This is a genomic window from Streptomyces sp. SS8, assembly GCF_054072955.1.
In genome coordinates this window covers 18,098-43,774 of sequence record NZ_JBSVCZ010000012.1, presented here as the reverse complement: position 1 = coordinate 43,774, position 25,677 = coordinate 18,098, and the positions used below count along the sequence as shown (strand labels likewise).

Sequence of the window (25,677 nt, the reverse complement as noted above, 5' to 3'; positions counted from 1 at the left end):
GCGAGGAGGCACGCGGGGGCCTCCGGAGGCGGTTCAGACGCCCAGGACGGCCTTGGCCGTCAGGAAGTACAGGACCAGACCGGTGGCGTCGACGAGGGTGGTGACCATCGGGGCGGAGACGACGGCCGGGTCGATCCGCAGCCGCCGGGCCAGCAGCGGCATGGTGCCGCCGATGGTCGCCGCCCAGCCGCAGATGAGCACCAGGGTGATGCCGACCACCAGGGCGATCTTCGCGTTGACGAACACCGTGCCCACCACCAGGCCCAGCACGGCCAGCAGGGCGCCCAGGACCAGGCCCACCCGGCACTCGCGCCAGATCACCTTCAGCAGGTCCGAGCCGCGCACCTCGCCGACCGCCAGGGCGCGTACGCAGGCGGTGGCCGCCTGGGCGCCGGCGTTGCCGCCCGCGCCGATGAGCATGGGGATGAACAGGGCGAGGGAGGCGACCTGCTCCAGCGTCGCCTCGAACGCCTGGGTCACGCCGACGGTCAGCGTCGCCGCGACCAGCAGCAGGCTCAGCCACAGGGCGCGGTAGCGGGCGAGCTGCCAGACGGAGGCGGCCATGTAGTGGCCGGCCCAGGGGGCGGCGCCGGACTGGCGGGCCACGTCCTCGGTGTCGGCGGCCTCGATGACCTCCACCGCGTCGTCGATGGTGAACAGGCCGACGAGCCGGTCCTCGCTGTCCACCACCGGCAGGTTCAGGTCGTTGGTCTCGCGCATCAGCCGGGCGGCGTCCTCGGCGGAGTCGGTGGCGTACGCGGAGGCCGGCTCGGTGACCACCAGCTCCGCCACCAGCCGCCCCGGCTCGTTGAGCACCAGCTCGCGCAGCTCCACCACACCGGTCAGCCGCCGCCCGGCGTCCACCACCGGCAGCGTGTACACCGTCTCCGCGTCCGGCCCCTTCTCCCGCACGGTCCGCAGGGCCTGCTCGACGGTCAGGTCCTGCGGCAGCGCCACCACCTCGGGAGTCATGTAGCGGCCGACCGAGCCCTCCGGATAGCCGAGCAGCGCGGAGGTCATCCTCCGCTCGTTGGGGCTCAGCCCGGCCAGCACCCGGTGGGCGACCTTGGCCGGGGCCTCGCGCAGCATCCTGGCCCGGTCGTCGGGGTCCATGCCCTCGACCAGCTCCAGGAAGGAGCGGTCGCGCAGCCCCTGCAGGATCTGCTGCTGGTCGACCGGCTCCAGCTCCTCGAAGACCGCCAGCGCCCGGTCCTTGTCCAGCAGCCGGAAGGCCACCCCGGCGTCGGCGGCGTCCATACGGCCCAGCTCGTCGGCGATCACATGCGGCGGATGCGTCTCCAGCCACTCCAGGATGCCGTGCAGATCGTGGTCCCTGACCAGATCCCGCAGCGAGGCGGCGGACTTCACGGTCGGCTCGTGGGAGAGGTGCGGCATGGCAGGTCCTCGGAAGGGCGTGGGGATCGGACGACGGGCACGAGGACCACCGCGGGCGCCGTGCGCCGTACCGCGCCGACGGCGGCGGAAGGGCGCCGCGGGAACGCGAAGGGGGGCGAGGAACGCCTACGCGGTGGCGGTATGCGGACTGGGAGGCTCGCCGCGCATCGCGGCACCACCCCCGTTCACGGATCCACAGCCGGTACACGCGCCACGCCCCGGAGGACGTGATCGCAGGATATCGCGCCCGGTCCACCGGGACGGCGGCCCCCGTCACGGCGGACAGAACGGTGCGCGGAAGACACCCGGGGCGCCCCTTCGGTCGCGGCGCACCAGAAGACCCCGGCCCCCGGCGCGGAAGGAGGCGCCGGGGGCCGGGGGTCGCGGGCGGGTGCCGGAGGCGTCAGCCGAGCTTCTCCGTCTGGGCCTCGATGACGGCGGTCGGGAGGTCGAAGTCCTCACCGCTGCCGGCGGCGGCGATGTTGAAGGAGGAGAAGACGGCCAGCGTGGCGCCCTGACGGACCACGGCCAGCTTGAGCGGGACCTTCTCGCCCTCCTGCTCGGTGGTCACCGTCCATGCGGCGGCCTCCTCGCCGCCGGTGACCTTCTCCTCGCCGATGCCGGTCACCTTCTGCCCGTCGCCCTTGATGCCCCCGGTGAACCCGCCGGAGCAGGACTCGGCGGCGGTGCGCAGGTCGGCGAGGGCCTTCTGTGCTCCCCCGTCCTCGTAGGAGGCGAGGGTGACCATCGTCGTCGTGGCGTCGAGGGCGCCCATGATCGCGTCCTCGAAGTTCTCCAGGTCCTCCTCGGTCAGCTCCTCGGAGCCGCCCGTGCCGCCGTCGGCCGGCTTCTCGGGCTCCTGGGTGACGATGCGCTGGGCGGTCGCCGCCGGGTCGCCCAGTGGCACGCCGAGCTGGGCGTGGGCCAGGGGCGCGCACTCGTCCTTGTCGGAGGAGACCTCCTTGGCGGAGACGCTGTCCCCGGCACCCAGCTTCTCGACCTTGTGGCCCTCCACGTCGCCGTCGGCGAGGACGAGCTTCTCCAGCTCGGCGGAGGTCTTCGCCCCGGCGGCCGGCCCGGCGGAGGAGGACTTCTCGGACTTGCCCGCCTTGGCCTTCTCCTCGTCGCCCCCGCCGGAGTCCGAACCGCCGCAGGCGGTGGCCAGCAGGGCCAGACAGGCCGCGGAGGCGGCGAGGGCGGTACGGCGTACGGCGGTGGATCGCATCGTGTGCTCTTTCTGCTCCGTTGACGGCCCCAACGCCGTCGCCCGGAGGGCGTGTTCGGCACCGGCCCGCCACAGGTCCCTGTGACGGGCCAACTCTAGGAGTCCACTCCGCGGCGGAGACGGGAAGTCTCGGACCGGCGTTCGATCGTGACGGTGATGTGATCATCCCGGGCCCGGGCCGTGAAACCCCCGCCCGCACCGCCTCCGTCGCCGTCCCGCCACCCCTCCGTCCCGCCCCGCTCCCGGCGAGGCGGGTCGGGCCGGTGCGGTGTGGGGCGGCGGGCGCAGAGGTCAGCCGGTCAGCGGCGCCTGCCGAAGTTCTGGACCCACCAGGGGCCGCCCGCCTTCTCGCTCACCCCGATGCCGATGTCCTGGTAGGCGCAGTTGAGGATGTTCCTGCGGTGGCCGGGGCTGTTCATCCAGCCGTTCATCACCTGCTCCGGGGTCTTCTGGCCCCTGGCGATGTTCTCCGCCAGCGCGGACCAGGAGTATCCGGCGGCCTCGACCCGCGAGGCCATGGTGGAGCCGTCGGGGCCGACGTGGGAGAGCACACCGTGCTCCGCCATGGTTCCGGCGTAGGCCTGGGCGGCGCGGGCCAGCCTCTCGTCCACCGTCAGCGGCCGGCAGCCGGCCTTGGTCCGCTCGGCGTTGACCAGCTGGAGCACCCGTCGCGCGGCCGCGCCGTCCGTCTCCGGCTCCGGCTCGGCCGGGCGGGAGGCGGTCGGCTCGGGCGCGGGGGTCTGCTCCGGCGCGGAGGGCCGCGGGGTGCCGGGCTCGCCGTCCGCCGGGGGCTTCGAGCCGAGGTCGACGGTCAGGCCGAACTTGTCCAGCACCTCGGTGACGGGCTGGAAGAAGGTGGTGCCGCCCCTGCTGCAGTCGCCGTTGCCGCCCGAGGTGAGCCCGACGGCGACGCTGCCGGCGAAGAGCGCTCCGCCGCTGTCGCCGGGCTGGGCGCACACGTCGGTGCGGATCAGGCCGTGGACCCGGCCCTGCGGGTAGTTGACCGTGGCGTTCAGCCCGGTGACGGTGCCGCCGTGCAGGCCCGTGGTGCTGCCGCTGCGCTGGACGCGCTGGCCGACGAACGCCTCGCCGGCACCGGTGATCTCCTGGGTGCCGCCGTTGTAGAGGTTCACGGCGGCGGGGCGCGGCACGTCGGGGTCGTCGTAGCGGATCAGCGCGTAGTCGTCGCCGGGGAAGCTGCTCTCCACGGCCTTGCCCACCCGCTGCCGCGAGGAGTCCCCGCTGCTCCAGGTGGCGCCCTTCTTCGTGCAGTGGCCCGCGGTGACGATGAAGTACTCGTCCCCCTTGCGGGCGTTGAAGCCGGCCGAGCAGCGGGAGCCGCCGGAGGTGATGGCGTCCCCGCCGGCGACGAAGGGCTCGAAGACGCCCTCGATCCGCTCTATTCGGGCCTTTCCGCCCAGTTCGGCGACCTTCTCGCGCAGCTCGCGCCACTTCTTCCCGGTCACGGTCGAGTCCGCCGTGACCAGCACCTTGTTGGTGCGGGGGTCCACGGCCCAGGAGGTGCCGGGGGTGCGGGTGCTGCGGTCCAGCGACGACTTGGCCCCGGCGAGCTCCTCGGTGGTGCTGGCCACCTGCTTCGCCACGGCTCCCGCCTTGCGGACCGCTGTCAGGTCGCCGTCGTCGACGACGTTGACGACCAGCTTCTTCTCGGCGGGGTCGTAGTAGGACCCGGCCGCCTCCTCGCCCAGCTTCGCCTCCAGCCGGTGGGCCAGGGTGCTCGCCTGGGCCGCGCTGAGGAGCGAGGGCGCGGGGATGGCGTCCGCCTCGGGCTGCAGCACGACGACCGTGGTGGCCGCCACGGACGCGGCGGCGGCGCCGATGGCCGCCTTCAGCACCATCGGCCGTCTGCGCGCCCGCCGTCCTCGCTGCTGCTTCACCTTCACAGATCCGCTCCGTTCTCTTGTGGGGGGATCGCCCTGGGGCGACGTCCGAGGGGACGCTATCGGCGCAGATCAGCGAGGTGAGCGGGTTTCAAAGTGCCCTCAGGGACAGCTAAGGAACAGCTAAGGCGGGCCGTCGCTCCCCTGCATCCCGGCCCCCCGCTTTCCGGCCCCCCGCCTCCCCGTCTCCGCTCCCCGCGACCGTCCGGGGCGGGAAGGGCGGGCACGGGAGGGCCCGGGGAGGCGGAGCCAGGACCGGCCCCGCCGCCCGTGGGAGGCGCGCTCGCCGTCCGGTGTGCGCTCGGGCGCCAGCTCCAGCTCCATCCGCACCCGCGCCCCGCCCAGCGGCGCGCGGCCGACCTCCAGCCGGCCGCGTCCGGTGTCGGCGGCGCGGTGGGCTATGTCCAGGCCCAGGCCGGTGGAGCCGCCGACGCTCGAGCCCCGGGCGAGCGCCCGCTCGGGATCGGGGATGCCGGGGCCGGCGTCGTCCACGGTCACCACCACCGCGTGCGCCGTACGGTGCACCCCCACCGCCAGGGCCGTGCCCTCCGGGGTGTGCCGGAAGACGTTGCCGACCAGGGCGTCGACGGCCGCGGCCAGATCCTCCTCCGGCAGCGTCACGGGGGTGGGCTCGTCCGTCACCGTCACCTCGCAGTCCCGGCCCTGCTGGGCGGCCAGGACCGACCAGAAGTCGGTGCGCGCCGACACCACGCGCGCCGCCTCGCACGAGGGTCCCGGCCCCGGCGGGGCCGGGGCGGACGAGGCCGCCGACAAAGGCGTGCGGGCAGCTTTGATGATGGAGTCGAGTTCCTCCTCCAGATGGGTGACGGCCGCCTCCAGCCGGTCGGCGTCCTCCCGGTGCAGGCCGGAGGCGATGCGCTCGGACTCCAGATGCAGCGCCGTCAGCGGCGTCCTGAGGCGGTGCGAGAGGTCGGCCACCAACTCGCGTTCCATCGCCAGCAGTTCGACGACACGGTCGGCCATGGCGTTGAAGGCGGCGCCGGCCTCCTGCAGTTCGGGAGGGCCCTTCGGCTCCAGCCTCCTGTCCAGGTCCCCCTCGCCCAGGGCGTTGGCGGCGCGCGAGAGGTCCCGCGAGGCGCGCACCACCCGTGCGGCCAGCCGGTCGGCGACCAGCACCGACCCCGCCACCAGGGCCAGCGCCAGGGCCGACATCACCATCCAGGAGGTGCCCACGCCGCGCTCGAACTCGGCGCGCGGCACGAAGGACTCGACCACCGCCACCCGGTCCCTGGCCAGCACCACCGGCTGCAGATGGACCCAGCCCCCCTCGGTGTCCTGGGCGAAGGTCCGCTGCTGCCGGGCCGCCCGCCGCCACGCGTCGGCGGGCGCGTACGAGGCGCCCACCAGGCGTCCGCCGGGCAGGTGGACGCCCAGCCGGCCGGTGTCGTCGACCTCGGCCACGGCCTGCTGCACCTCGTCCGGGCGGGTGGTCAGGGCCAGCACGGGGGCCAGTGCCGCCGCCCGCTGCTCGGCCACCGTGATCGCCCGGGACCTCACCTCGGACTTGACCAGCAGGGCCAGCGGGATCAGGAAGGACAGCGCGACCATGGAGGTGACGGCCAGCGCGACGCCGGCCAGCGTCCGTCTCATCGCGGCGTCACCAGCTTGATGCCCACGCCCCGCACGGTGTGCAGATAGCGCGGCCGGCTCGCCCGCTCGCCGAGCTTGCGGCGCAGGGAGGACACGTGCACGTCCAGGGTCTGCTCCTCGACGTAGGACTGGCGCCACACGTCCGCCAGGACGCGGCGGCGCGGCACCACCCGGTCCGCGCGCTCGGCGAGATAGGTCAGCAGGTCGAACTCACGCCGGGTCAGGCGCAGTTCGCTGCCGTCCAGGAAGGCCGACCGCGCCTGCCGGTCGATGGCCAGGCCGCCCACGCGTATCGCGCCGTCCCGGGGCTCCGCCGCCGGGGCTCCCGGGCGCTCGGCCGCCGCGGCGGAGCGGCGCAGCACCGCCCCGAGCCGGGCCGCCAACTGCCCGCCGGAGAAGGGCTTGACCAGATAGTCGTCGGCCCCGGCGTTGAGCAGCCGGATGATCTCGGCCTCGTCGTCGCGCGCGGTGGCCACCAGTACCGGCACCTGCGAGATGCTGCGCAGCATGCGCAGGACGTCGACGCCGTCGAGGTCGGGCAGCCCCAGGTCGAGCACCACCGCGTCCGGCGGCTGCCGCGTCACCTCCCGCAGGGCCTCGAAGCCGTAGGGGGAGCTGCGCACCACGTGGTCGTGCCGGGACAGGACGTCGATGAGCCTGGCCCGTATCACGGGGTCGTCCTCGACCAGAAGTACCGATGCCATGGCCAGGGACGGTAACGGGTGCCGCCGGCGCGTCCGCAACCAGTGCCCTGACAGGGGGCTTTCGCGGGCCCCTGGCCTTTCCGGGCCTTCACGGGCCCTCGCGCAGGCGGCGGCGGCCGGTCGGGCAGTATGGGGCGGTGCCCCGCTACCTGCGCTACGTACTGCTGTGGCTGTCGTGCACGTCCCTCAGCGTGACGACGGTGAGCCTCACCGTCCAGTTCGTGGTCGGGACGACCCGGCCCACCCCGCCCGTCGCCCGCGACACCCCGGGGACGGTCGTCTCCTCCCCGACGGCGAGCGCCGAGCCGAGCAGGTCCCCCACGCCCGGGCCCACCCCCTCGCCCACCCGGCGCGCCTCCTCCCCCGCCCCCGCGCCGAGACCGACGCTCTCCCCCACCACCCGTCCCGCCACCCGCCCCGCCCCGTCCCCCTCCGCGAACACCGGAGGCGGCGAGGAGGGCTGCCACACCGCCGGCGCCGAGGTACGCACCTTCCAGACCACGGGAGGACGGGCGTCCATACGTTTCGGCAGCAGCGGCGCCTGCCTGGTCTCGGCGCTGCCGGCCGGCGGCTTCACCGCGGCGACGCAGCGCGGTGGGCCCAGGGAGCTGACCGTGGTCTTCACCGGCGACTCCTTCCGCTCGCAGATCGAGGTCACCTCGCCCACGCCCTCCAGCTACAACGTGGCGGTCAGGGAGTCGACCGCCTGAAGGCGGCCGGGGTACTGCCGGTCGTTTCGGTGCCCGCCGTAACGACCGGCCCGCATGATGGGCGCCATGGACTCCCCCGACCGCGCCCGCCGAACCCTCCCCTCCCCCTCCAGCCGGCGCCCCGAGCACACCGGCTCCGGCCTCGCCCGGCTCGCCGGGCTGCTCGCCGACGACACCAGGGCCCTGTTCTGCCTGGCGATGCTGGACGGGCGGGCGTGGACGGCGGGCGAGCTGGCCCGGCTGGCCCACGTCGCGCCGTCCACGGCCGGCGAGCACCTGGACAAACTGGTGGCCGGGGGCCTGCTGGCCCAGGAGCACCAGGGCCGGCACCGCTACGTGCGGCTGGCCGGCCCGTCGTCCGCGCGCCTGGTCGAGGAGCTGGCCGCGCACGCGGGGCCCCCGCCCGCCGCGCGCTCCCTGCGGGATGCCTCCGCGAACACGGCGATGGCCCGGGCCCGCACCTGCTACGACCACCTGGCCGGACGCCTGGGGGTCGCGGTCGCCGACGCCCTGCTGGAGCGGGGGCTGCTGCGGCAGGAGGCCGGGTTCGCGGTGACCGGGGCCGGGCTGCGGTGGTTCGGCCGCCTCGGCATCGACCTGGGAGCCCGCCCGTACGGCCGCCGCCCGGCGGCCCGCGCCTGCCTGGACTGGACCGAGCGCCGCCCCCACCTGGCCGGGGCCGCCGGGGCCGCACTGTGCCGGCACTCTCTGGAGGCCGGCTGGTGCGAGCGGATCGGCACCCGGCGGGCGCTGCGCGTGACCGGTGCCGGGCGGCACGCCCTGCACGAGCTGCTGGGCCTCACCGGCGCCGACCTCGACGGCGGGACGGCGGGCACTTCCGGTACGGCGGAGACGGCGGAGGCCACGGCATGAGCGTCGACCGGAGCCGGCGCCGTGGGGGAGGGGGACCGTCCGTGGTGAACGCGTCCGCCGCATCCGCCGCGTCCGCCGCCTTCCGCGCGCTGCACCGCCGCGGGCGGCCGCTGCTGCTGCCCTGCGCCTGGGACCACGCCTCGGCCGCCGCCCTGGCCGCGCACGGCTTCCCCGCCGTCGGGACCAGCAGCCTGGGAGTGGCCGCCGCGGCCGGACTGCCCGACGCCACAGGAGCCGCGCGGGAGCGGACCCTGGCGCTGGGGCGGCGGCTGACCCGGCTGCCGGTGCCCGTCAGCGTGGACGTCGAGGGCGGGTTCTCCGAGGACCCCGCTCAGGTCGCCCGCCTGGCGCGGGAGCTGGCCGGGGCGGGGGTGGCCGGGGTCAACCTGGAGGACGGGCTGCCCGGCGGGCGCCTGGCCGATCCGGTCCACCACGCGGAGAAGATCGCGGCCGTCAAGGAGGCCGCCCCGGCGCTGTTCGTCAACGCCCGCACCGACACCCACTGGTCGGCCGCCGACCCCACCACGGCCGCCGCGTTCCGCCGGGCCCGCGCCTACCGGGAGGCCGGGGCGGACGGCGTCTTCGTGCCCGGCCTCACCGACGAGGACGGCATCCGGGTACTGGCGGGCGAGCTGGACGCCCCGCTGAACGTCCTGTACTCCCCCGGCGGCCCCACCCGCGAGCGGCTGACCGAGCTGGGCGCGGCCCGGATCAGCCTGGGATCGCTGCTGTTCCGCGCCGCCCTCCAGCGCGCCGTGGAGCTGGCCGCCTCCCTCGCCGACCCCGTCGCCCCACCTCCGCCGATGCCCACCTACGACGAGGCCTGCGCCCTGGCCGCCCCCTGGGCGGACGGGGGCTGAGACTTCTCCCCTCCGCCCAGGGGCGGCGCGGCGCTCACTTGCGGTTGTACAGGCGCATGGTGGCCGTTCCGAAGACGGCCACCAGCACCGCGCCCCACCCCAGCGACCAGGCGATCTCGGTGGCGGGCCAGTCGCCCGCCATCAGTGCGCGCACCGCCGAGGCCAGATGGGTCACGGGACTGTTGTTGACGAAGGCCTGGAGCCAGCCGGGCATGGTGGACGGGTCGACGAAGACGTTGCTGAGGAACGTCAGCGGGAAGATCACCATCATGCTGACGCCCATCACCGACTTCTCGGTGCGCAGCATCAGGCCGAACATCGTCCAGATCCACGAGAAGGCGAACGCGAAGACGATCAGCAATGCCACCCCGGCCACCACTCCGGGCACGCCGCCGGCCGGGCGGAAGCCCAGTACCAGGCCGAGGGCCAGCATCACCGCGCAGGCGATGGTGTAGCGCAGCATGTCGCCGAGCAGATAGCCGACCATCGCCGAGGGGCGCCAGATCGGCAGGGTGCGGAACCGGTCGAAGACGCCCTTGGCGATGTCGATGTTGACCGCCACACCGGTGTACATGGTGATCATCACGATGTTCATCACCAGGATGCCCGGCAGCAGGAACTGCACGTACTGGTCGGTCGAGCCGGCCAGCGCGCCCCCGAAGAGGTAGGTGAACATCAGCACCATCATCACCGGGAAGACGGTGACGTCGAAGAGCTGCTCGGGCACGTGCTTGATCTTCAGCACCGCCCGCCAGCCGAAGGCGGCGGAGGCGGCCCAGGCGCTGGGGCGTGGCGGGCGCTCCCCGGAGACCAGCAGGCCGGCCAGGGTATCGGCCGCCGCGGGGGCCGGCTCGCCCATCTCGCCGGTGCGCTGTCCGCGGGTCGTGGCGGTGCTCATGCCGGGATCTCCTCTTCCTCGTTCGCGGGGGCGTCGGTACGGGCGGCGGGGCGGTCGGTGAGGGCGAGGAAGACCTCGTCCAGACTGGGCTGGCCCAGCGAGAAGGTGTCGACGGTGATGCCGGCGCGGGCCAGTTCCGCCAGCGCCCGGGAGGCTTGCTCGGCCGCGCCCGCGCCGTCGCCGTGCAGACCGACTCGGGCGGTCAGGGCCACCGGGTCGGGGTCGAGCTGGATCCGCGCCTCCAGGACGCGGGCGAGCAGCCGCTCGGCCTCGGGCCGCCGCTCGGCCTCCCGCAGCCGCAGATGCACCGCGCCGGCGCCCACCGAGGCCTTCAACTCGCCCTTGGTGCCCTCGGCGATGACCTTTCCGTGGTCGATGACGGCGATGCGGGAGGCGAGCTGGTCGGCCTCGTCGAGGTACTGGGTGGTCAGCAGCACCGTGGTGCCCCGGGAGACCACCGCCCGCACGATGTCCCACACCTGGTTGCGGCTGCGCGGGTCCAGGCCGGTGGTCGGCTCGTCCAGGAAGAGCAGGTCGGGGGTGTTGAGGATGGACGCGGCGATGTCGATGCGGCGCCGCATGCCGCCCGAGTAGTTCTTGACCTGCTTGCCCGCCGCCTCGGCGAGCCCGAAGGCCTCCAGCAGCTGCTCGGCCCGCCGCCGGGCGGCGGGCTTGCGGTGGCCCAGCAGCCTGCCCAGCAGGATCAGGTTCTCCGCGCCGGTCAGGTCCTCGTCCACCGAGGCGTACTGCCCGGTCAGGCTCACCCGGGCGCGTACGGCGTCGGCCTCGTGCAGCACGTCGTGCCCGAAGACCCGGGCCCGGCCGCCGTCGGGGCGCAGCAGGGTGGCGAGCATCCTGACCGTGGTGGTCTTGCCCGCCCCGTTGGGGCCGAGGACCCCGTAGACCGTGCCCGCCGGGACGGCGAGGTCCACGCCGTCCACCGCGCGGGTCTCCCCGAACACCTTGACCAGCCCGGATGTCTCGATCGCCAGGCCGGATGCGCTCTCGCCCATGTTCCGTCGTCCTCGTCGCTCGTCGGTTCTGCTGCTTCCCTCGGCCTTCGGACCGTCCGGGGGCGCCGGACTCATCGCTTCCCCGGGATCCTCTCCGCCGGGTCTCCCCGGTCTGCCGGGCGTTCCGGGTCTCCCCGGCCGGCGGGGTCGTAACGGATGTGCGGGCACGGTGCGCCTCCTCGGTCGTCCTCAGTCGTCGCGGACCTCGATGCCCAGCGCCCGGGCGAGCGCGGGGGCGAGGTCCAGCAGTTGCGCCGGGCCGATGATCGCGCCCCTGAGCGAGTCGTGGCCCGCCGTGATCCCCAGCCCGGCCGCGTCGCGCAGATCGACCCGCGTGAGCCCGGCCTTCTCCAGCCGCACCCCGTCCAGGACGGAGCCGGGGAACGCCACGTCCTCCAGGACCGCCTCGCCGAAGTCCACGTCGCGCAGCAGGCAGTCCACGAAGTACACCTCGCGCAGGCGCGCGGAGCGGAGATTGACCGAGTCGAGCTTGCAGTTGAAGAACGTCACGCGGCGCATCCGCGCCTCGAACGCCTCCACCCCGGCCAGGGCGCCGGAGACGGCCTCGGTGTCCGTCCAGTCGGTCTCGGCCAGGTCGGCGCCCACCCATCGCACGGTGTGCAGCCACACGTCGTTGAAGCGCGCCCGCCGGTAGCGCCCGCCGTCGAACCCGACCGAGGTGAAGGCCGACTCCATGAAGCCGGCGCCGCCGGCGTCAGCGCCGTGGAAGCCGTCCCCGTCGAAGTGGACGGTGTCGTAGGTGCGCTCCCGCTCCAGCCGTCCGCCGCCGTCGAACGGCCGGAGGTACCGCGCGTAGGGCAGGTCGGCCAGTTCGCGTGGAACCGGCGGGGCGGGCGGTGTGCGCCGGGGGCGTGGGGTTCGCTGGGCGGGCATGGGGGCCTTCCGGGCCGGACGGCGGGTTTCGCCTCGAACCCTAGGCGCACCCTCTGACAATGCCCGTGCGTCCGCGGTGGGCACCACGCCCCGCGGGGGCGGCAGCGCCTGTGGCCCGCGGGGGGCGGCAGCGTCCTACGCCCCCGCGAGGGTGGCGACCATGACCGCCTTGATGGTGTGCATGCGGTTCTCCGCCTCGTCGAAGACGACCGAGTGCTCCGACTCGAACACCTCGTCCGTCACCTCCAGCGACTCCAGGCCGTACCGCTGGTGGATCTCCCGGCCCACGGCCGTGCCCAGGTCGTGGAAGGCGGGCAGGCAGTGCAGGAAGCGGACGCGCGGGTTGCCGGTGGCGCGCAGGACGTCCATGGTGACGGCGTACGGCCGCAGCAGCTCGATGCGCTCCTCCCAGACCTCCTTGGGCTCGCCCATCGACACCCACACGTCGGTGGCGACGAAGTCGGCGCCGGCCACGCCCTCCTCGACCTTCTCGGTGAGGGTGACGCGCGCGCCGGTGGTCTTCGCCAGGGAGCGGGCGGCGGCGATCACCGGCTCCTCGGGCCACAGGCTCCGCGGTGCCGCGATGCGCACGTCCATGCCGAGCAGGGCACCGGTGACCAGGTAGGAGTTGCCCATGTTGTTGCGGGCGTCGCCGAGGTAGGCGTAGGCGGTCTCCGTCAGCGGCTTGTCGCAGTGCTCGGTCATGGTGAGCGCGTCGGCGAGCATCTGGGTGGGGTGCCAGTCGTCGGTGAGCCCGTTGTAGACGGGGACGCCGGCGTGTGCGGCCAGTTCCTCCACAGCCTCCTGGCTGCTGCCCCGGTACTCGATCGCGTCGTACATCCGCCCCAGCACCCGAGCGGTGTCGCGCACCGACTCCTTGTGGCCGATCTGGGAGCCGGACGGGTCGAGGTAGGTGGTGTGGGCGCCCTGCTGGGCGGCGGCGGTCTCGAAGGCGCAGCGGGTGCGGGTGGAGGTCTTCTCGAAGATCAGCGCGATGCCGCGTCCGCGCAGCCGCTGCTCCTCGGCGCCCGCGCGCCGGGCCGCCTTCAGCTCGGCGGCCAGCTCGATCAGGTGGCGGAACTCCTCGGGGGTGAAGTCCAGCTCCTTGAGGAAGTGGCGGCCCGTGAGATCGATCGCCATGGGGGTCTCCTGGGGACTGTCGCGTCGGATACGGCGGGAAAGCCGGAAGTCTATACGAACATTCGCATCTCTATGCAGATGGGGGTGTCCCCGCCCCGGACCGTATCCGTACGGGAGCCCTCCGCCCCGCGCCCTTCCCCGCCGCGTCCGCGCTCTCCCCCGCCCGCGCCTACACCGCGTCGCGCTCGACCGGGCAGCTCATGCACCGCGGCCCGCCCCGGCCCCGGCCCAGCTCGCTGCCGGGGATCGTGATGACCTCGATCCCCCGCTTGCGCAGGTGCGTGTTGGTGGTGACGTTGCGCTCGTAGGCGATGACCACGCCCGGCTCGACGGCCAGCACGTTGCAGCCGTCGTCCCACTGCTCGCGCTCGGCCGCGTGCACGTCCTGGGTCGCGGTGAGCACCCGGATGCCGTCCAGGCCCAGGGCCGCGGCGATGGCCCGGTGCATGTGCTCGGGCGGGTGGTCGGTGACCTTCAGCTCCGACTCGGCCGCGCCGGGCTCGATGGTGTAGGAGCGGAGCATGCCCAGGCCCGCGTACTGGGTGAAGGTGTCGCCGTCGACCATCGTCATCACCGTGTCCAGGTGCATCAGGGCGCGCTTCTTGGGCATGTCCAGGGCCACGATGGTGCGGGCCGAGCCCGCCGCGAACAGGCCCCGGGCGAGCATCTCCACCGCCTGCGGGGTGGTCCGCTCGCTCATCCCGATGAGCACCGCGCCGCCTCCGATGACCAGCACGTCCCCGCCCTCGATGGTGGAGGGGTAGGCGCCCTGGCCCTCGGACCAGATGTGGAAGTCCCCGCCCTCCGGCGTGCCGGATTCCTGAGCGCCGGGTACGCCGGGTGCGCCGGAGGACGGGGCGAACAGCGGGTGGTGGTGGTAGATCGCCTCGAAGTGGATCGTCTCGCGCTGCCGGGCGGGCCAGCGCATGGCGTTGATGGACACCCCGTCGTAGATCCAGGCGGAGGTGTCGCGGGTGAACAGGTGGTTGGGCAGCGGGGCGACCAGGAAGTCGTCCAGGTCCATCACGTGGAAGCGCACCGAGACCGGCTCGGGGTGCCGCTCCAGGTACTCGCGCTTGGTCATCCCGCCCACCAGCGCCTCGGCCAGCTCCGCCCCGGGCATCTCGTCGAAGACGGCCCGCAGGTGGTCGGCGGCCAGCGGCCCGTACTCCTTCTCATGGAAGGTGCGGTCCAGGACGAACGCGCGGGCCGCGGGGACCTCCAGGGACTCCGCCAGCAGGTCGCCGAACAGGTGGACCTCCACGCCCCGGTCGCGCAGGACGTCGGCGAAGCCGTCGTGCTCCTGGCGGGCCCGCCGCACCCACAGCACGTCGTCGAAGAGCAGGTCGTCCCGGTTGGTCGGGGTGAGCCGTTTCAGTTCCAGGTCGGGGCGGTGCAGGATGACGCGGCGCAGCCGCCCGGTCTCGGAGTCGACGTGGAATCCCATGCCACCATCCTCACCCCGAGCCGGGCGGCTACACCCCGAGCCGGGCGGCTACACCCCGGGGCGCCGGCCGGCCCCCGGCACGGCGGTCACCCCCGGTGCGGCTGCCGTCGCCACCGCCGCAGCCGCTCCCACGGCCGGGGCGGGGGCCCGCCCGTTCGGCGGCCTCGGTCAGGACCCGCACCATCTCCTGGGTCCTGAGCAGGCTCTCCGCGATCCGGTCCCTGCGCTCGGTGAGCACGGCCAGGTCCCGTTCGGCCTCCTCGTGTGCCGCCAGGACGATCTCCTCGGCGCGGCGCCGTGCCCTGGCGAGGATCTCCTCGGCCTGCCGCGTCCCCGGTTCGTGGCCGCACCGGTCGCACCGCCAGGCCCCCTCCGGCCGCTGTCCGTCCCCTCCCATGGCCCCTCCTCCCATCGGTCGCGGCCAGCCTGGCAGGGCGGCCCGGCGGTCACAGCCTGGGGTCGACCGGCTCGGACTCCAGGGCGAGGACGGCGAAGACCGCCTCGTGCACCCGCCACAGCGGCTCACCATCAGCCAGTCGGTCCAGCGCCTCCAGGCCGAGGGCGTACTCGCGCAGGGCCAGGGAGCGCTTGTGGCCAAGGTGGCGCTCCCGCAGCCGCCGCAGGTTCTCCTCGCGGGCGTACTCCGGGCCGTAGACGATCCGCAGGTACTCCCGCCCCCGGCACTTCACCCCCGGCTGGACCAGCCGCCCGTCCGGGCCGCGCACCAGGGCGTCCAGCGGCTTGACGACCATGCCCTCGCCCCCGGCCTCCGTCAGCTCCAGCCACCAGTCGGTGCCCGCCGCGACGGACGCCTCGTCGCCGGTGTCCACCACCAGGCGCCCGGTGCGGCGCAGCAGCCCGGTGCCGTCGGCGTCGGCCAGCCGGTCCAGCCGGGCGAGCTGGTCGACGTGCGGTACGGCGGCCAGGCTGCGGCCGCGGACGGCGAGGATCTGGAAGGGGGCGAGTTCCACACCGTCGAGCCCGTCCACCGGCCGGCAGTAGCGGCCGTACGCCCCGGTGAACGCCGCCGCGTCCGCCGCGCGCTCCCGCTGCCGCGCCAGCAGCCCCTCCACCTTCGAGCCCCGGGCGGCCGCCGCCTCCAGGGCGGCCAGCGCGCCGGGGAAGGCGGCTCCCGCTGCCGCGCCGACCGCCGCGTACTGCCGGCGCAGCAGCCCGGCCGACTTCAGCGACCAGGGCAGCAGCTCGGCGTCCAGCAGCAGCCAGTCGGTGTCCAGTTCCTCCCACAGCCCGGCACCGTCGGCGGCGGCGCGCACCCGGGCGAGGACCTCCTCGGTGACGGCCCGGTCGTCGAAGAACGGGCGTCCGGTGCGGGTGTGGAGTGCGCCCGTCTCCCCGCCGGTCACGCCGAACCGCTCGGCCGCGGTGTCCGCGTCGCGGCAGACCAGGGCGACGGCGCGCGAGCCCATGTGCTTCTCCTCGCACACCACCTTCGCCACGCCCGCCGCCCGGTACTCGGCGAACGCCTCGGCCGGGTGCTCCAGGTAGCCCTCCAGCTTCGAGGTGGCACAGGGCGCCATCGTCGGCGGAAGGTAGGGCAGCAGGCGCGGGTCGATCGCGAAGCGGCTCATCACCTCCAGCGCGGCGGCGGCGTTCTCCTCGCGCACCGCGACGCGGCCGGCGTGGCGGGTCTCCACCACGCGGCGGCCGTGCACGTCGGCCAGGGCGAGCGGGCGGCCCTGGTGCCCTCCGGGCGCGTCCGCCGTCAGCGGCTTCACCGGCTCGTACCAGACCCGCTCGGCGGGGATGTCCACCAGTTCACGCTCGGGCCAGCGCAGGGCGGTCAGGGCGCCGCCGAAGACGCAGCCGGTGTCCAGGCAGATGGTGTTGTTCAGCCAGGCCGCGCGCGGGGTGGGGGTGTGGCCGTAGACGACGGCGGCCCGGCCCCGGTAGTCCTCGGCCCACGGGTAGCGCACGGGCAGGCCGAACTCGTCGGTCTCGCCGGTGGTGTCGCCGTACAGGGCGTGGCTGCGGACCCGGCCGGAGGTGCGGCCGTGGTACCTCTCCGGCAGCCCCGCGTGGCAGACGACCAGCGCGCCGCCGTCGAGGACGTAGTGGCTGACGAGCGAGCCGATGAACTCCCCCACCCGCGCCGGGAACTCCGGGTCGGCGGCGGTCTCCTTCTCCAGCTGTTCGATCGTCTCGGCGAGCCCGTGGGTGTGCCGGACGTTGCGGCCCCTCAGGTAGCGGCCGAGCTTGTTCTCGTGGTTGCCGGGGACGCACAGCGCGTGCCCTGTGGCGACCATGCCCATGACCAGGCGCAGCACTCCGGGGCTGTCGGGGCCGCGGTCGACGAGGTCGCCGACGAAGACCGCGGTGCGCCCCTCGGGGTGGCTCGCGTCCACCGCGCGGCCGGCCGCGTCGCGCTCGATCGCGTAGCCGAGCCTGCCCAGCAGGGCCTCCAGTTCGGCGCGGCAGCCGTGGACATCGCCGATGATGTCGAACGGGCCGGTCAGGTGCCGCAGGTCGTTGTAGCGCCGCTCCAGCTCGATCCGGGCTGCGGCCACCTCCTCCACCCCGCGCAGGATGTGCACCTTGCGGAAGCCCTCGCGCTCCAGGGAGCGCAGGGAGCGGCGCAGTTCGCGCCGCTGGCGTGGGATGACGTGGGCGGGCATGTCCGCGCGGTCGGGGCGGACGGCGTTGCGTTCGGCGCAGACGTGCTCCGGGACGTCCAGGACGATCGCCACGGGCAGCACGTCGTGCTCACGGGCCAGCCTCACGAGCTGCCGCCGGGCCTCGGTCTGCACGTTGGTGGCGTCCACCACGGTCAGGCGCCCGGCGGCCAGCCGCTTGCCGGTGATGTAGTGCAGCACGTCGAAGGCGTCGGAGCTGGCGCTCTGGTCGTTCTCGTCGTCGGCGACCAGGCCCCGGCAGAAGTCGGAGGAGACGACCTGGGTGGGCGCGAAGTGGGTGCGGGCGAAGGTGGACTTGCCCGCGCCCGTGGTGCCGACCAGCACCACCAGGGACAGGTCGGGTACGGCGAGGGCCGTCGTACGGGCCGGGACGGGGTCCGCCGTACCGGCCGGGGTGGACGCGGGGGCGGGTGCCGGGGTGCGGTCCGTCATGCGGCTGTCTCCTTCGCGGTGGCCGGCACCTCGGCGGCCAGGCGGAACAGGGCGAGCTGGGTGGGCGGGCCGACCTCGGGGTCGTCCTCACCGACGGGCCGGAACTCCACGGTGTAGCCGTGCCGTTCGGCCACGCCCCGGGCCCAGGCGCGGAACTCCTCACGGGTCCACTCGAAGCGGTGGTCGTGATGGCGCACCCGGCCCGCGGGCAGGGTCTCCCAGCGCACGTTGTACTCGGCGTTGGGCGTGGTGACCACGACCGTCCCCGGCCGGGCCGTGCCGAAGACGGCGTACTCGGCCGCGGGCAGGCGCGGCGGGTCGATGTGCTCGATCACCTCGCCGAGCACGGCCGCGTCGTAGCCGGACAGCCGGGGGTCGGTGTACGTCAGCGAGCCCTGGGTGAGGGTGACGCGGGCGGCCTGCCGCTCGGGCATCCGCTCCAGGCGCAGTCTGCGCCGCGCCTCGTGCAGGGCGCGCATCGACACGTCCACACCCGCGATCTCGGTGAAGCGGGTGTCCTTCAGCAGCGCCTGCACCAGCTGGCCCTGCCCGCAACCCAGGTCCAGGACGCGGGCGGCGCCGCTCTCGCGCAGGGCGGCCAGGATCGCCTCCCGGCGCAGGACTGCCAGCGGGGCGGGGCGCTCGTCGGTGTCGGCGCCCTCGTCCACCGCGTTGTCCAGCTCCTCGGCCTCGCTGCCGTCAGCCTCGGCCAGACGGGCGAGCTCCAGGCGTTCCAGGGCCTCACGGGTCAGGCGCCGGCGGCGGGTGAGGTAGCGGCCGGCGATGAGCTCCTGCTCGGGGTGGTGCTCCAGCCAGCCCTCTCCGGCGCGCAGCAGCTTGTCCACCTCGTCGGGGGCGACCCAGTAGTGCTTGGCGTCGTCCAGCACCGGCAGCAGGACGTACAGGTGGCGCAGCGCGTCGGCGAGCCGCACCTCGCCCTCCAGCACCAGCGACACATAGCGGGAGTCGCCCCACTCGGGGAAGCGGGTGTCCAGCGGCACCGGTTCGGCGTCCACCGTCCAGCCCAGCGGCTCGAAGAGGCGGCGGACCAGCTCGGGGCCGCCGCGGGCGGGCAGCGCCGGCACCTCGATCCGCAGGTGCCTTCTGTGCTCGGGCAGTTCGGGGCGGGCCCGGCACTGGCCCTTGAGCGCGCTGGAGAACACCGCGCCCAGCGCCACGGCCAGCAGCGAGGAGGCCGCGTACGGGCGGTCGTTGACGTACTGCGCCAGGGCCGAGTCCGGTGCGCCGCCGCGCCCCTTGCCCCGGCCGCGGCGGACCAGGGCCACGGGGTCCACCTCCAGCAGCAGCGCCGCGGTGCAGCGCTCGGCCCCCGCCTCGGGGTAGAAGACGTGCGCGGTGCCGTGGGAGGTGGAGAACTCCTGCGCCCGGTCGGGGTGTTTGTGCAGCAGGAACCCGAGGTCGGTGGCGGGCCGCTCGGCGCTGCCGGTGGTGGTCATCGTCAGGAACACCCGAGCGAGTATGGTCCGTTCGGGCGGGCCGCCCCAGCGGTTTTCCACAGAACGGGGCGCTGGTACGACTATCCCTCCGGTCCCGGTCCCGGTCCCGGTCCCGGTTCCGGCTCAGGTCCCGGTCCCGTCTCCCGTCCCGCCCCTGCCGCGAGCTCCGCCGCCAGGGCGGCGATCTCCGCCGGGCCCACCCGGCAGCAGCCGCCGACCAGCCGGGCGCCGTCGCGCACCCACGCGCGGGCGGCGGCCGGGTCGAAGGCGGTCTCGCCCGTCCATGCGCCGTGCGCCGCGTCCCAGCCCTCGCCGCTGTTGGGGTAGACGACCACCGGCTTGCCCGTGGCCCGCGCCGCCAGGCGTACGGCGGGCGCGGCGTCACGCGGATCGCAGCAGTTGACGCCGACCGCGATCACCTGGTCGTTGCCGGCGACGACGGCGAAGGCGTCCGCCAGCGGCTGGCCGGCGCGGGTGCGCGGCCCGGCGACGGTGTACGACAGCCACACCGGCACCCCGCAGCCGGCCGCCGCACGCAGCAGGGCCTCGGCCTCGTCGGCGTCCGGCACCGTCTCCAGGGCCAGGGCGTCCGGGGCGGCCGCCGCCAGCGCCTCGATGCGGGGCCGGTGGAAGCGCTCCAGCTCGCCGACCGTCAGGCCGTACCGGCCGCGGTACTCGCCGCCGTCGGCGAGCACCGCGCCGTACGGGCCGACCGAGGCGGCCACCCACACCGGCACACCGGCCGCGCCCGCCGCGGCGCGGGCCAGGGCCACGCTGCGGCGCAGCAGGGCGTCGGTCTCCGCACCGCTCAGCCCGCGACGGGCGAAGCCGGGGTGGGACGCCTGGTAGCTGCCGGTGATGAGCACCCGTGCCCCCGCCCGCGCATAGGCGGTGTGGGCCGCCTCCACCTGGGCGGGGTCGTCGGCGAGCAGCCGGGCCGACCACAGCTCGTCGGACAGGTCGCAGCCCTGTGCCTGGAGCTGGTTGGACAGCCCCCCGTCGAGGACGAGGGGGCCGCGCGCCAGGGCGTCCGCGAGCGGAAGCGCGGGCGTGGACACGGGACCGGGCACGGGCGTGGGACCGGGCGGCGGCGCGGGCGGTGTGCTCATGCCGGGTTCACCCCAGTTGGCTCTGCACCTGGGAGGAGATCAGTTCCAGGTGGTCCAGGTCATGCAGGTCCAGGATCTGCAGGTAGATCCTGGAGGAGCCCGCCTCCGCGTAGCGGCCGATCTTGTCGACCACCTCGGCCGGTGAGCCGGCCAGACCGTTCTCCTTCAGCTCGTCCACCTCGCGGCCGATGGCCGCCGCGCGCCGCGCCACCTCGGCGTCGTCCCGGCCCACGCAGGCGACCAGGGCGTTGGAGTAGATCAGGTCGTCCGCGGCGCGGCCGTGCTCCTCGGCGGCGGCCCGCACCCGGCCGAACTGCCGCCGGCTGTCCTCGACTGAGACGAAGGGGACGTTGAACTCGTCGGCGAAACGCGCGGCCAGCGCCGGGGTGCGCTTGGCTCCCATGCCCCCGATGAGCACGGGCACCCTGTCCTGTGCGGGCTTGGGCAGCGCGGGCGAGTCGGCGAGCTTGTAGTGGGCGCCGTCGTAGGAGAAGGTCTTGCCCGGTTCGGTGGCCCACAGCCCGGTGACGATCTCCAGCTGCTCCTGGAGCCGGGAGAACTTCTCCTTGGGGAACGGGATGCCGTACGCGGTGTGCTCGGCCTCGAACCACCCAGCCCCCAGACCGAGTTCGACCCGCCCGCCCGACATGGCGTCGACCTGTGCCACCTGGATGGCCAGTACGCCCGGCAGCCGGAAGGTGGCCGCGGTCATCAGGGTGCCCAGCCGGATGCGCCTGGTCTCGCGGGCGAGGCCCGCCAGGGTGATCCAGGCGTCCGTCGGGCCGGGGAGGCCGTCGACGTCGCCCATCTTCAGGTAGTGGTCGGAGCGGAAGAAGGCGTCGAATCCCAGGTCCTCGGTGGCCTTGGCGACCGCGAGGAGGGTTTCGTAGGAGGCGCCCTGCTGGGGTTCGGTGAAGATGCGCAGATCCATGCCCTCCATCCTGCACCTTCGCTACGCCTCCTCCCGCACCGGCGGGCCGTCCCCGCACACCGGGGCGGCGCCCTCGCACACCGGCGCGACTCCCTCCTGTACGAGCGGGATCCCGGTCTCGTCCGTCGGCGGGGCCCGGCGGAAGGGCCGGGGTCTGAGGGCGAGCCGTCTGAGGATCGCCGTCACCCTGTCGCCGCACTCATCAGCCGCGTCGATGCCCTCGATGCACCTCCAGTAGAGCCCCTCCTCCTCCGCGTCGACCGCCACCCGCACCAGTGCGCCCCCGGCCTCGCCCAGCAGATCGCCCAGCTCGTGCAGGGCCGAGAGAGGGTCGCTCATCTCCGTCAGACGGGCGGCGCGCGCCCCGTCGGACCGCTGTCCGGGGCCGCGCAGCGAACCACAGGCGCGTCCGCTCGCCTCACGCAGTCCACCGGCCTGGGCCCGCACCTCGGGCGGACCCGCCGTGGCCAGGTGGACTCCTACTGCCTCCGCGAGCGCCTGCGCCTGCCACGCCTCGGTAACGACGTCAGCCGCTTCCTCACTGTGTGCGAGCGCTCGCCGCGTGATCTCAATGAGTGGTACCGCATCCATCCACCTTTTCCCTCCGCAATCATTAGCTACCCAGCGTGATACCCAAGGCTGCGCTTGGCTAGAGGGTTCGGGAAAACTGCGGAAAAACTCGACACTGTGGAGAAGTTCATCACTCCGAAGAGTGACGATTGGCCTTCCCTGGAGCGGCACCGCAACCGTCCGTCTCGCCGACTCCCCCGCCACCCCCTCCATCACTCCGGGTAATCGGAAAGCGTCGTTCGTTCCGCTCGATCTTCGCCTCCAGCGCGGCCGGCGCGTCGATGCCCAGCACCTCGCAGAACTGCAGCAGATAGGCGAGGACGTCGGCCACCTCGTCCGCGACCCGCCCCGCGGTGCCCGGGTCCTCCATCACCCGCGCCGACTCCTCGGGGGTGAGCCACTGGAAGATCTCGGCCAGTTCGGCCGCCTCCACGCCCAGCGCCGTCACCAGGTTCTTCGGCGTGTGGTACGGCTCCCACCGCCGCGCCGCCGCGAACTCGGCCAGTCTGCGCTGGAGTTCGCCCACCCTCCCCTCGGGCCGCCCGTACGGCACCGGATGGTGCCCCGCCCCCCGGCCACCTTCGGCGTCCCCGCGGTCTCCGTCGTCCCCGCCGCTTGCGTGCACCTGTCCGTCGTTCACGCTCCAGACCTACCATCCGGGCGGCGGGCCTACGGGACGGCGGTGCCGACGGGCCTGGCGCTCAGCACGTACGTGCCGGTGCGGTCGGCGACGGCGAGGTGGAACGGCGCTCCCCGTGCCAGCAGTTCACAGGCGGCCCGCTGCCGCTCCTCGTCCCCGTGCCACCGGCGCAGTTCCGCGGGCGCCTCGGCGGCTCCGGCGGACCCGTCGGCCTCGGCGGGCCCGTCCGGCAGGGGAACGAGGGCTCCGCCCGGCGCCCAGCGAGCCGTTCGCGGGTCGGGGTCGAGCCCGTCGGCGATCCGGCGGGCCTGCTCCCGCAGCCAGTCCAGCACCCGGCGGCGGTCGGCCGCCTCGTAGGCGCCGAGGTGAACGGCGACCGTGCCGCCGTTCACCGCCCCCACGGCGACGGCCTCGGCCCGGTAGGCCGGGAGCCGGACGGCTTCCCCGCCTCCCCTGCGTCCGGGGTGGTCACGGAGGCCCGAACGGCCCGCCGTCCGCACAAAGTCGCGTACGACCAGGCGTGCGCCGCGCCATGAGAAGTTCCCCGCGGCCCCGGCGGGGCGGCCGGCGCGGGCAGAGGGTTCGAAAACGTCGATCACACCCTCCACCGTGGCTCCCGCCACGATGGAGGGACAAGCGATCACACACGTCCAGGAAGGCGGTGTACGCGCCCGTGGGCGGCGCTGTACGTGCTGTCCACCACGGCGGCACCGGGGTGCCGCGCGGGGCCGCCGGTCAGCGCCGATCCTCCGGGCGGTCCCCCGGTCGAGCGGCCCCCCCCGGGACACCCCACCAGCGTGTCCGCCTCCGGTTCCCCCGCCCCCGGCCCGTCGCCGCAGGACCGACGCCGGCGGCCCGGCTCGGCCGCTATCCGACGTCCGCCCTGATCGAGTCGCCGAAGAGACCGTCGGTGAAGGTGACCGCCTTCGGCTCGATCTTCCCCTTGACGGTGACGGTGCCGGTGACCTTCTCGCCCTCGGCCAGTTCGACCGTGTCGATCTGGCGCTCGTCCGCGGCGAGTTCGACGTCGTACTTGGAGCCGTCCGCGGCCGTGACCTCGAAGTACAGCGGGTTTACGCCGACCTTCTCCGCACCGTTGTTGACGACCGTGACCAGCACGGAGGTGTACTCCCCGCCGTCGGCGAGGATGGTGGGCCGGAAGTCGGCGGCCTCCGCCGTGACCTGGATCGGCGCGGGAGCCTCCTCCTGGGGCTCCTCCCGCGGCTCCTCCTCGCCCTTGTCCTTCTTCTCCCCGCCGCCGGGCTCCTTCGGCGCCGCCGACGCGGCGGGCTTCTCCGCGCTCTCGTCGCCACCCGCGCCGAGAGCCGCGCCGATGACGCCGATCACGACGAAGAGGGCGATGACGCCCAGGCAGCCGAAGCCGATGATCTTCCCCGCGCCGGACTTCTTCTGCGGTACGGGCGGCATCGGCTGTTGCGGCCGGCCGGGCCCCCACTGCTGCTGGTACCGCGGGCCGGGATTGTGCTGGGCCACCGGAGGACCCCCCTCTTCCTGATCTGTGCTACTGCCTCCGGACCTCAGAGGCACGGCGCTCGGCCGGGGCCGGACCCCGGTGCACCCCGCCGGGCCGGTTCGGCCGACAACCACGGGCGTGCGCTCCACGAAGAACCATAGAACAAGGAAACTAAGTTCACAAGTAAAACGACCGAAGACGGGATCAACCAAATACTGCGAGGCCGTCGTGCGCACGCGCGGCCGCATGCCGGGCCCCTCCTCCCGCGTACGGCCCGCCCGCCGCGGATGGGAGACGGGTCCTCGGAAACACTGGTGGAATGCGCACCGAACCTGATGTGGGATCCGACCGTGAGCCGCTCGCCCGTCTGCTCGACGCCGCCGGGGCGGCCGTCGACGCCGGGGTCGGATGGCTCGCGGAGGCGGGGGACGAGTGGTCGAAGCGGAGGTTCAAGGCGTCGGGCGAGGAGGTCACCGACGCCGACGCCGAGGTGGAGCGGCGCATCACGCGTGTGCTGCAGGAGCGCACGCCCGGCATCCCGGTCGTCGGCGAGGAGACCGACCGGGAGGACGGGGATTCGGTACCGTCCCGCTGCTGGCTGCTGGATCCGATCGACGGCACGATGAACTTCACCCGCGGTGCCCCGCTGCACGCCGTCTCCCTGGGTCTGGTGGACGGTGGCGAGCCCGCGCTGGGCGTGCTCCACGCCCCCGCCCTGGACCGCCGCTGGAGCACGGGACCGGGCACGGACGCGGTCCCCGGCGCGGACGCGGCGGGTGAGGGCGCCCGGGAGCTGTCCCGGGCGGTGGTCGGCGTCACGGGCGCCGGGGGCGTCGGCTCCCCGTCCGGGAGGCTGCTGGCCGCCCTGCTGGACGGGGCCTACCGGGTGCGGATGCAGGGCTGTATGAGCATGGACCTGATCGGCGTGGCCGAGGGCTGGCTGGACGCCTGCGTCTGCGTCGGCGCCAAGCCGTGGGACGTGGCCGCCGGAGTGGCGCTGCTGCGCCGCCGCGGGTGGACGGTGCTGGACGGCGACGGGCGGCCGTACGTCTTCGGTGCCCCGGTCCTGGTGGCGGCGAACGGGCCGCTGGCCCGGGAGCTGGCCGCCCTGAGCCGGGCCCGGCTCCGGTAGCCGGACGCGGGCCGGGGCGGGCCCGGTGACGGTGCGATACGGATGCGTGCGTTCCCGTGGCGGAGCACGCGGCGAGCCCCTACCGTACGCGCATGCGCCACCCCGCTGAGCTGTACTACGCGCCCAGTCTGCCGCCCGACGAAGTACAGGCACTGCTCCGCCGCGACCAACTCCTCCTGCGGACCTGCCAGGCCGCGCTGGGCCGCGTCGGCGGGGACGTCCTGGGGCTGTCGGTGGAACCGCGCCCCGGCGAGGTCGTCATCCACGCGGCGGTTCCCCGGGAGACGCCCGAGACCGCGCAGAACCTGCAGGAGATCGTCTCCGAACTGAAGATGCTCCTGATGGGGAGTCCCGAAGACCGGTCCGACATCACGACCGAGGTCCACATCGGCCCGCCCTGCCCCGCGGTCTGGCCCGGTTACGGCCATGCGCTGGTCTACGTGGCCAAGTGGAACGACCTGGACGAGGGGGAGGACAAGGAACCGGAGAAGGCGGGGGAGTGGTAGGCGCCGCTCCCCCGCCGTCCCGGCTCCCATGGCGTCTGTCGTCCCGCCGCCGCAGCCGGACAGGCGGGCGGCGCCTGCCTCCCGCCGCGCCCCGGGCACGGCGG

At 74.3% G+C, this 25,677-nt stretch carries 24 protein-coding genes; 5 read left to right on the top strand and 19 right to left on the bottom strand.

The window, feature by feature from the left end:
• Positions 1-33: 33 nt before the first annotated feature.
• The 5 genes from mgtE to ACW69E_RS13780 form a co-directional block, all read right to left on the bottom strand.
• Positions 34-1,395, bottom strand: a complete 1,362-nt coding sequence (gene mgtE, locus ACW69E_RS13800; protein WP_457498512.1) for a magnesium transporter — start codon at positions 1,393-1,395, stop codon at positions 34-36.
• A 403-nt stretch (positions 1,396-1,798) separates the two neighbouring features.
• Positions 1,799-2,620, bottom strand: a complete 822-nt coding sequence (locus ACW69E_RS13795; protein ID WP_457498511.1) for a hypothetical protein — start codon at positions 2,618-2,620, stop codon at positions 1,799-1,801.
• Positions 2,621-2,919: 299 nt separating this feature from the next.
• A complete protein-coding gene (locus ACW69E_RS13790; RefSeq protein WP_457498510.1) occupies positions 2,920-4,524 on the bottom strand; it encodes a CAP domain-containing protein in 1,605 nt (534 codons plus the stop codon).
• 120 nt (positions 4,525-4,644) lie between these two features.
• Positions 4,645-6,132 (bottom strand): sensor histidine kinase, encoded by a 1,488-nt coding sequence (locus tag ACW69E_RS13785; RefSeq protein ID WP_457498509.1) that lies wholly within the window; start codon positions 6,130-6,132, stop codon positions 4,645-4,647.
• Positions 6,129-6,836 (bottom strand): response regulator transcription factor, encoded by a 708-nt coding sequence (locus ACW69E_RS13780; RefSeq protein ID WP_457498508.1) that lies wholly within the window; start codon positions 6,834-6,836, stop codon positions 6,129-6,131. The genes ACW69E_RS13785 and ACW69E_RS13780 overlap by 4 nt, the downstream gene beginning before the upstream one ends.
• A 137-nt stretch (positions 6,837-6,973) precedes the next feature.
• Here ACW69E_RS13780 and ACW69E_RS13775 point away from each other — a divergent pair, with 137 nt between their 5' ends.
• The 3 genes from ACW69E_RS13775 (at position 6,974) to ACW69E_RS13765 (ending at position 9,279) form a co-directional block, all read left to right on the top strand.
• Positions 6,974-7,546: a hypothetical protein gene (locus ACW69E_RS13775; RefSeq protein ID WP_457498507.1), complete on the top strand. Its 573-nt coding sequence runs from the start codon at positions 6,974-6,976 to the stop codon at positions 7,544-7,546.
• A 66-nt stretch (positions 7,547-7,612) separates the two neighbouring features.
• On the top strand, positions 7,613-8,419 hold the full coding sequence (locus ACW69E_RS13770; protein WP_457498506.1) for an ArsR/SmtB family transcription factor: 807 nt from the start codon (positions 7,613-7,615) through the stop codon (positions 8,417-8,419).
• 41 nt (positions 8,420-8,460) lie between these two features.
• Positions 8,461-9,279 carry an isocitrate lyase/PEP mutase family protein gene (locus ACW69E_RS13765; protein WP_457498505.1) on the top strand — a complete coding sequence of 273 codons (819 nt, stop codon included), beginning with the start codon at positions 8,461-8,463 and terminating at the stop codon, positions 9,277-9,279.
• 34 nt (positions 9,280-9,313) lie between these two features.
• On the opposite strand, the gene ACW69E_RS13760 is transcribed toward ACW69E_RS13765, so the two are convergent.
• From ACW69E_RS13760 to ACW69E_RS13695, 14 genes are all read right to left on the bottom strand, one after another.
• A complete protein-coding gene (locus tag ACW69E_RS13760; protein WP_457498504.1) occupies positions 9,314-10,177 on the bottom strand; it encodes an ABC transporter permease in 864 nt (287 codons plus the stop codon).
• Complete coding sequence (locus tag ACW69E_RS13755; RefSeq protein ID WP_457498503.1) at positions 10,174-11,190, bottom strand: ATP-binding cassette domain-containing protein; 1,017 nt, start codon at positions 11,188-11,190, stop codon at positions 10,174-10,176. The genes ACW69E_RS13760 and ACW69E_RS13755 overlap by 4 nt, the downstream gene beginning before the upstream one ends.
• A gap of 189 nt (positions 11,191-11,379) precedes the next feature.
• A complete protein-coding gene (locus ACW69E_RS13750; protein WP_457498502.1) occupies positions 11,380-12,084 on the bottom strand; it encodes a pentapeptide repeat-containing protein in 705 nt (234 codons plus the stop codon).
• A 135-nt stretch (positions 12,085-12,219) separates the two neighbouring features.
• Entirely contained in the window at positions 12,220-13,224 is a 1,005-nt protein-coding gene (argF, locus tag ACW69E_RS13745) for an ornithine carbamoyltransferase (RefSeq protein WP_457498501.1), read from the bottom strand.
• 169 nt (positions 13,225-13,393) lie between these two features.
• Positions 13,394-14,671, bottom strand: coding sequence for an arginine deiminase (locus ACW69E_RS13740; protein WP_457498500.1), 1,278 nt, complete (start codon positions 14,669-14,671; stop codon positions 13,394-13,396).
• Between the two features lie 28 nt (positions 14,672-14,699).
• Complete coding sequence (locus ACW69E_RS13735; RefSeq protein ID WP_457498499.1) at positions 14,700-15,068, bottom strand: hypothetical protein; 369 nt, start codon at positions 15,066-15,068, stop codon at positions 14,700-14,702.
• A gap of 49 nt (positions 15,069-15,117) precedes the next feature.
• A complete protein-coding gene (locus tag ACW69E_RS13730) occupies positions 15,118-17,754 on the bottom strand; it encodes a polynucleotide kinase-phosphatase (protein WP_457498498.1) in 2,637 nt (878 codons plus the stop codon).
• Positions 17,751-19,223 (bottom strand): 3' terminal RNA ribose 2'-O-methyltransferase Hen1, encoded by a 1,473-nt coding sequence (locus tag ACW69E_RS13725; protein ID WP_457498497.1) that lies wholly within the window; start codon positions 19,221-19,223, stop codon positions 17,751-17,753. The genes ACW69E_RS13730 and ACW69E_RS13725 overlap by 4 nt, the downstream gene beginning before the upstream one ends.
• Before the next feature lie 68 nt (positions 19,224-19,291).
• Positions 19,292-20,320 carry a homocysteine S-methyltransferase gene (gene mmuM / locus ACW69E_RS13720; RefSeq protein ID WP_457498496.1) on the bottom strand — a complete coding sequence of 343 codons (1,029 nt, stop codon included), beginning with the start codon at positions 20,318-20,320 and terminating at the stop codon, positions 19,292-19,294.
• Positions 20,321-20,327: 7 nt separating this feature from the next.
• Positions 20,328-21,251: an LLM class F420-dependent oxidoreductase gene (locus tag ACW69E_RS13715; protein ID WP_457498495.1), complete on the bottom strand. Its 924-nt coding sequence runs from the start codon at positions 21,249-21,251 to the stop codon at positions 20,328-20,330.
• Between the two features lie 21 nt (positions 21,252-21,272).
• Complete coding sequence (locus tag ACW69E_RS13710) at positions 21,273-21,842, bottom strand: DUF6099 family protein (RefSeq protein ID WP_457498494.1); 570 nt, start codon at positions 21,840-21,842, stop codon at positions 21,273-21,275.
• A gap of 109 nt (positions 21,843-21,951) precedes the next feature.
• Entirely contained in the window at positions 21,952-22,347 is a 396-nt protein-coding gene (locus ACW69E_RS13705) for a nucleotide pyrophosphohydrolase (protein WP_457498627.1), read from the bottom strand.
• A 143-nt stretch (positions 22,348-22,490) separates the two neighbouring features.
• A complete protein-coding gene (locus ACW69E_RS13700) occupies positions 22,491-23,060 on the bottom strand; it encodes a hypothetical protein (protein WP_457498493.1) in 570 nt (189 codons plus the stop codon).
• A 268-nt stretch (positions 23,061-23,328) separates the two neighbouring features.
• Positions 23,329-23,955, bottom strand: coding sequence for a DUF4352 domain-containing protein (locus ACW69E_RS13695; protein WP_457498492.1), 627 nt, complete (start codon positions 23,953-23,955; stop codon positions 23,329-23,331).
• Between the two features lie 299 nt (positions 23,956-24,254).
• Between ACW69E_RS13695 and ACW69E_RS13690 the strand changes: the two genes are divergently transcribed.
• Together ACW69E_RS13690 and ACW69E_RS13685 are read left to right on the top strand one after the other, a co-directional pair.
• Entirely contained in the window at positions 24,255-25,067 is an 813-nt protein-coding gene (locus ACW69E_RS13690) for an inositol monophosphatase family protein (RefSeq protein ID WP_457498491.1), read from the top strand.
• Positions 25,068-25,159: 92 nt separating this feature from the next.
• A complete protein-coding gene (locus tag ACW69E_RS13685; protein WP_457498490.1) occupies positions 25,160-25,573 on the top strand; it encodes a hypothetical protein in 414 nt (137 codons plus the stop codon).
• The last annotated feature ends 104 nt before the right edge of the window (positions 25,574-25,677 follow it).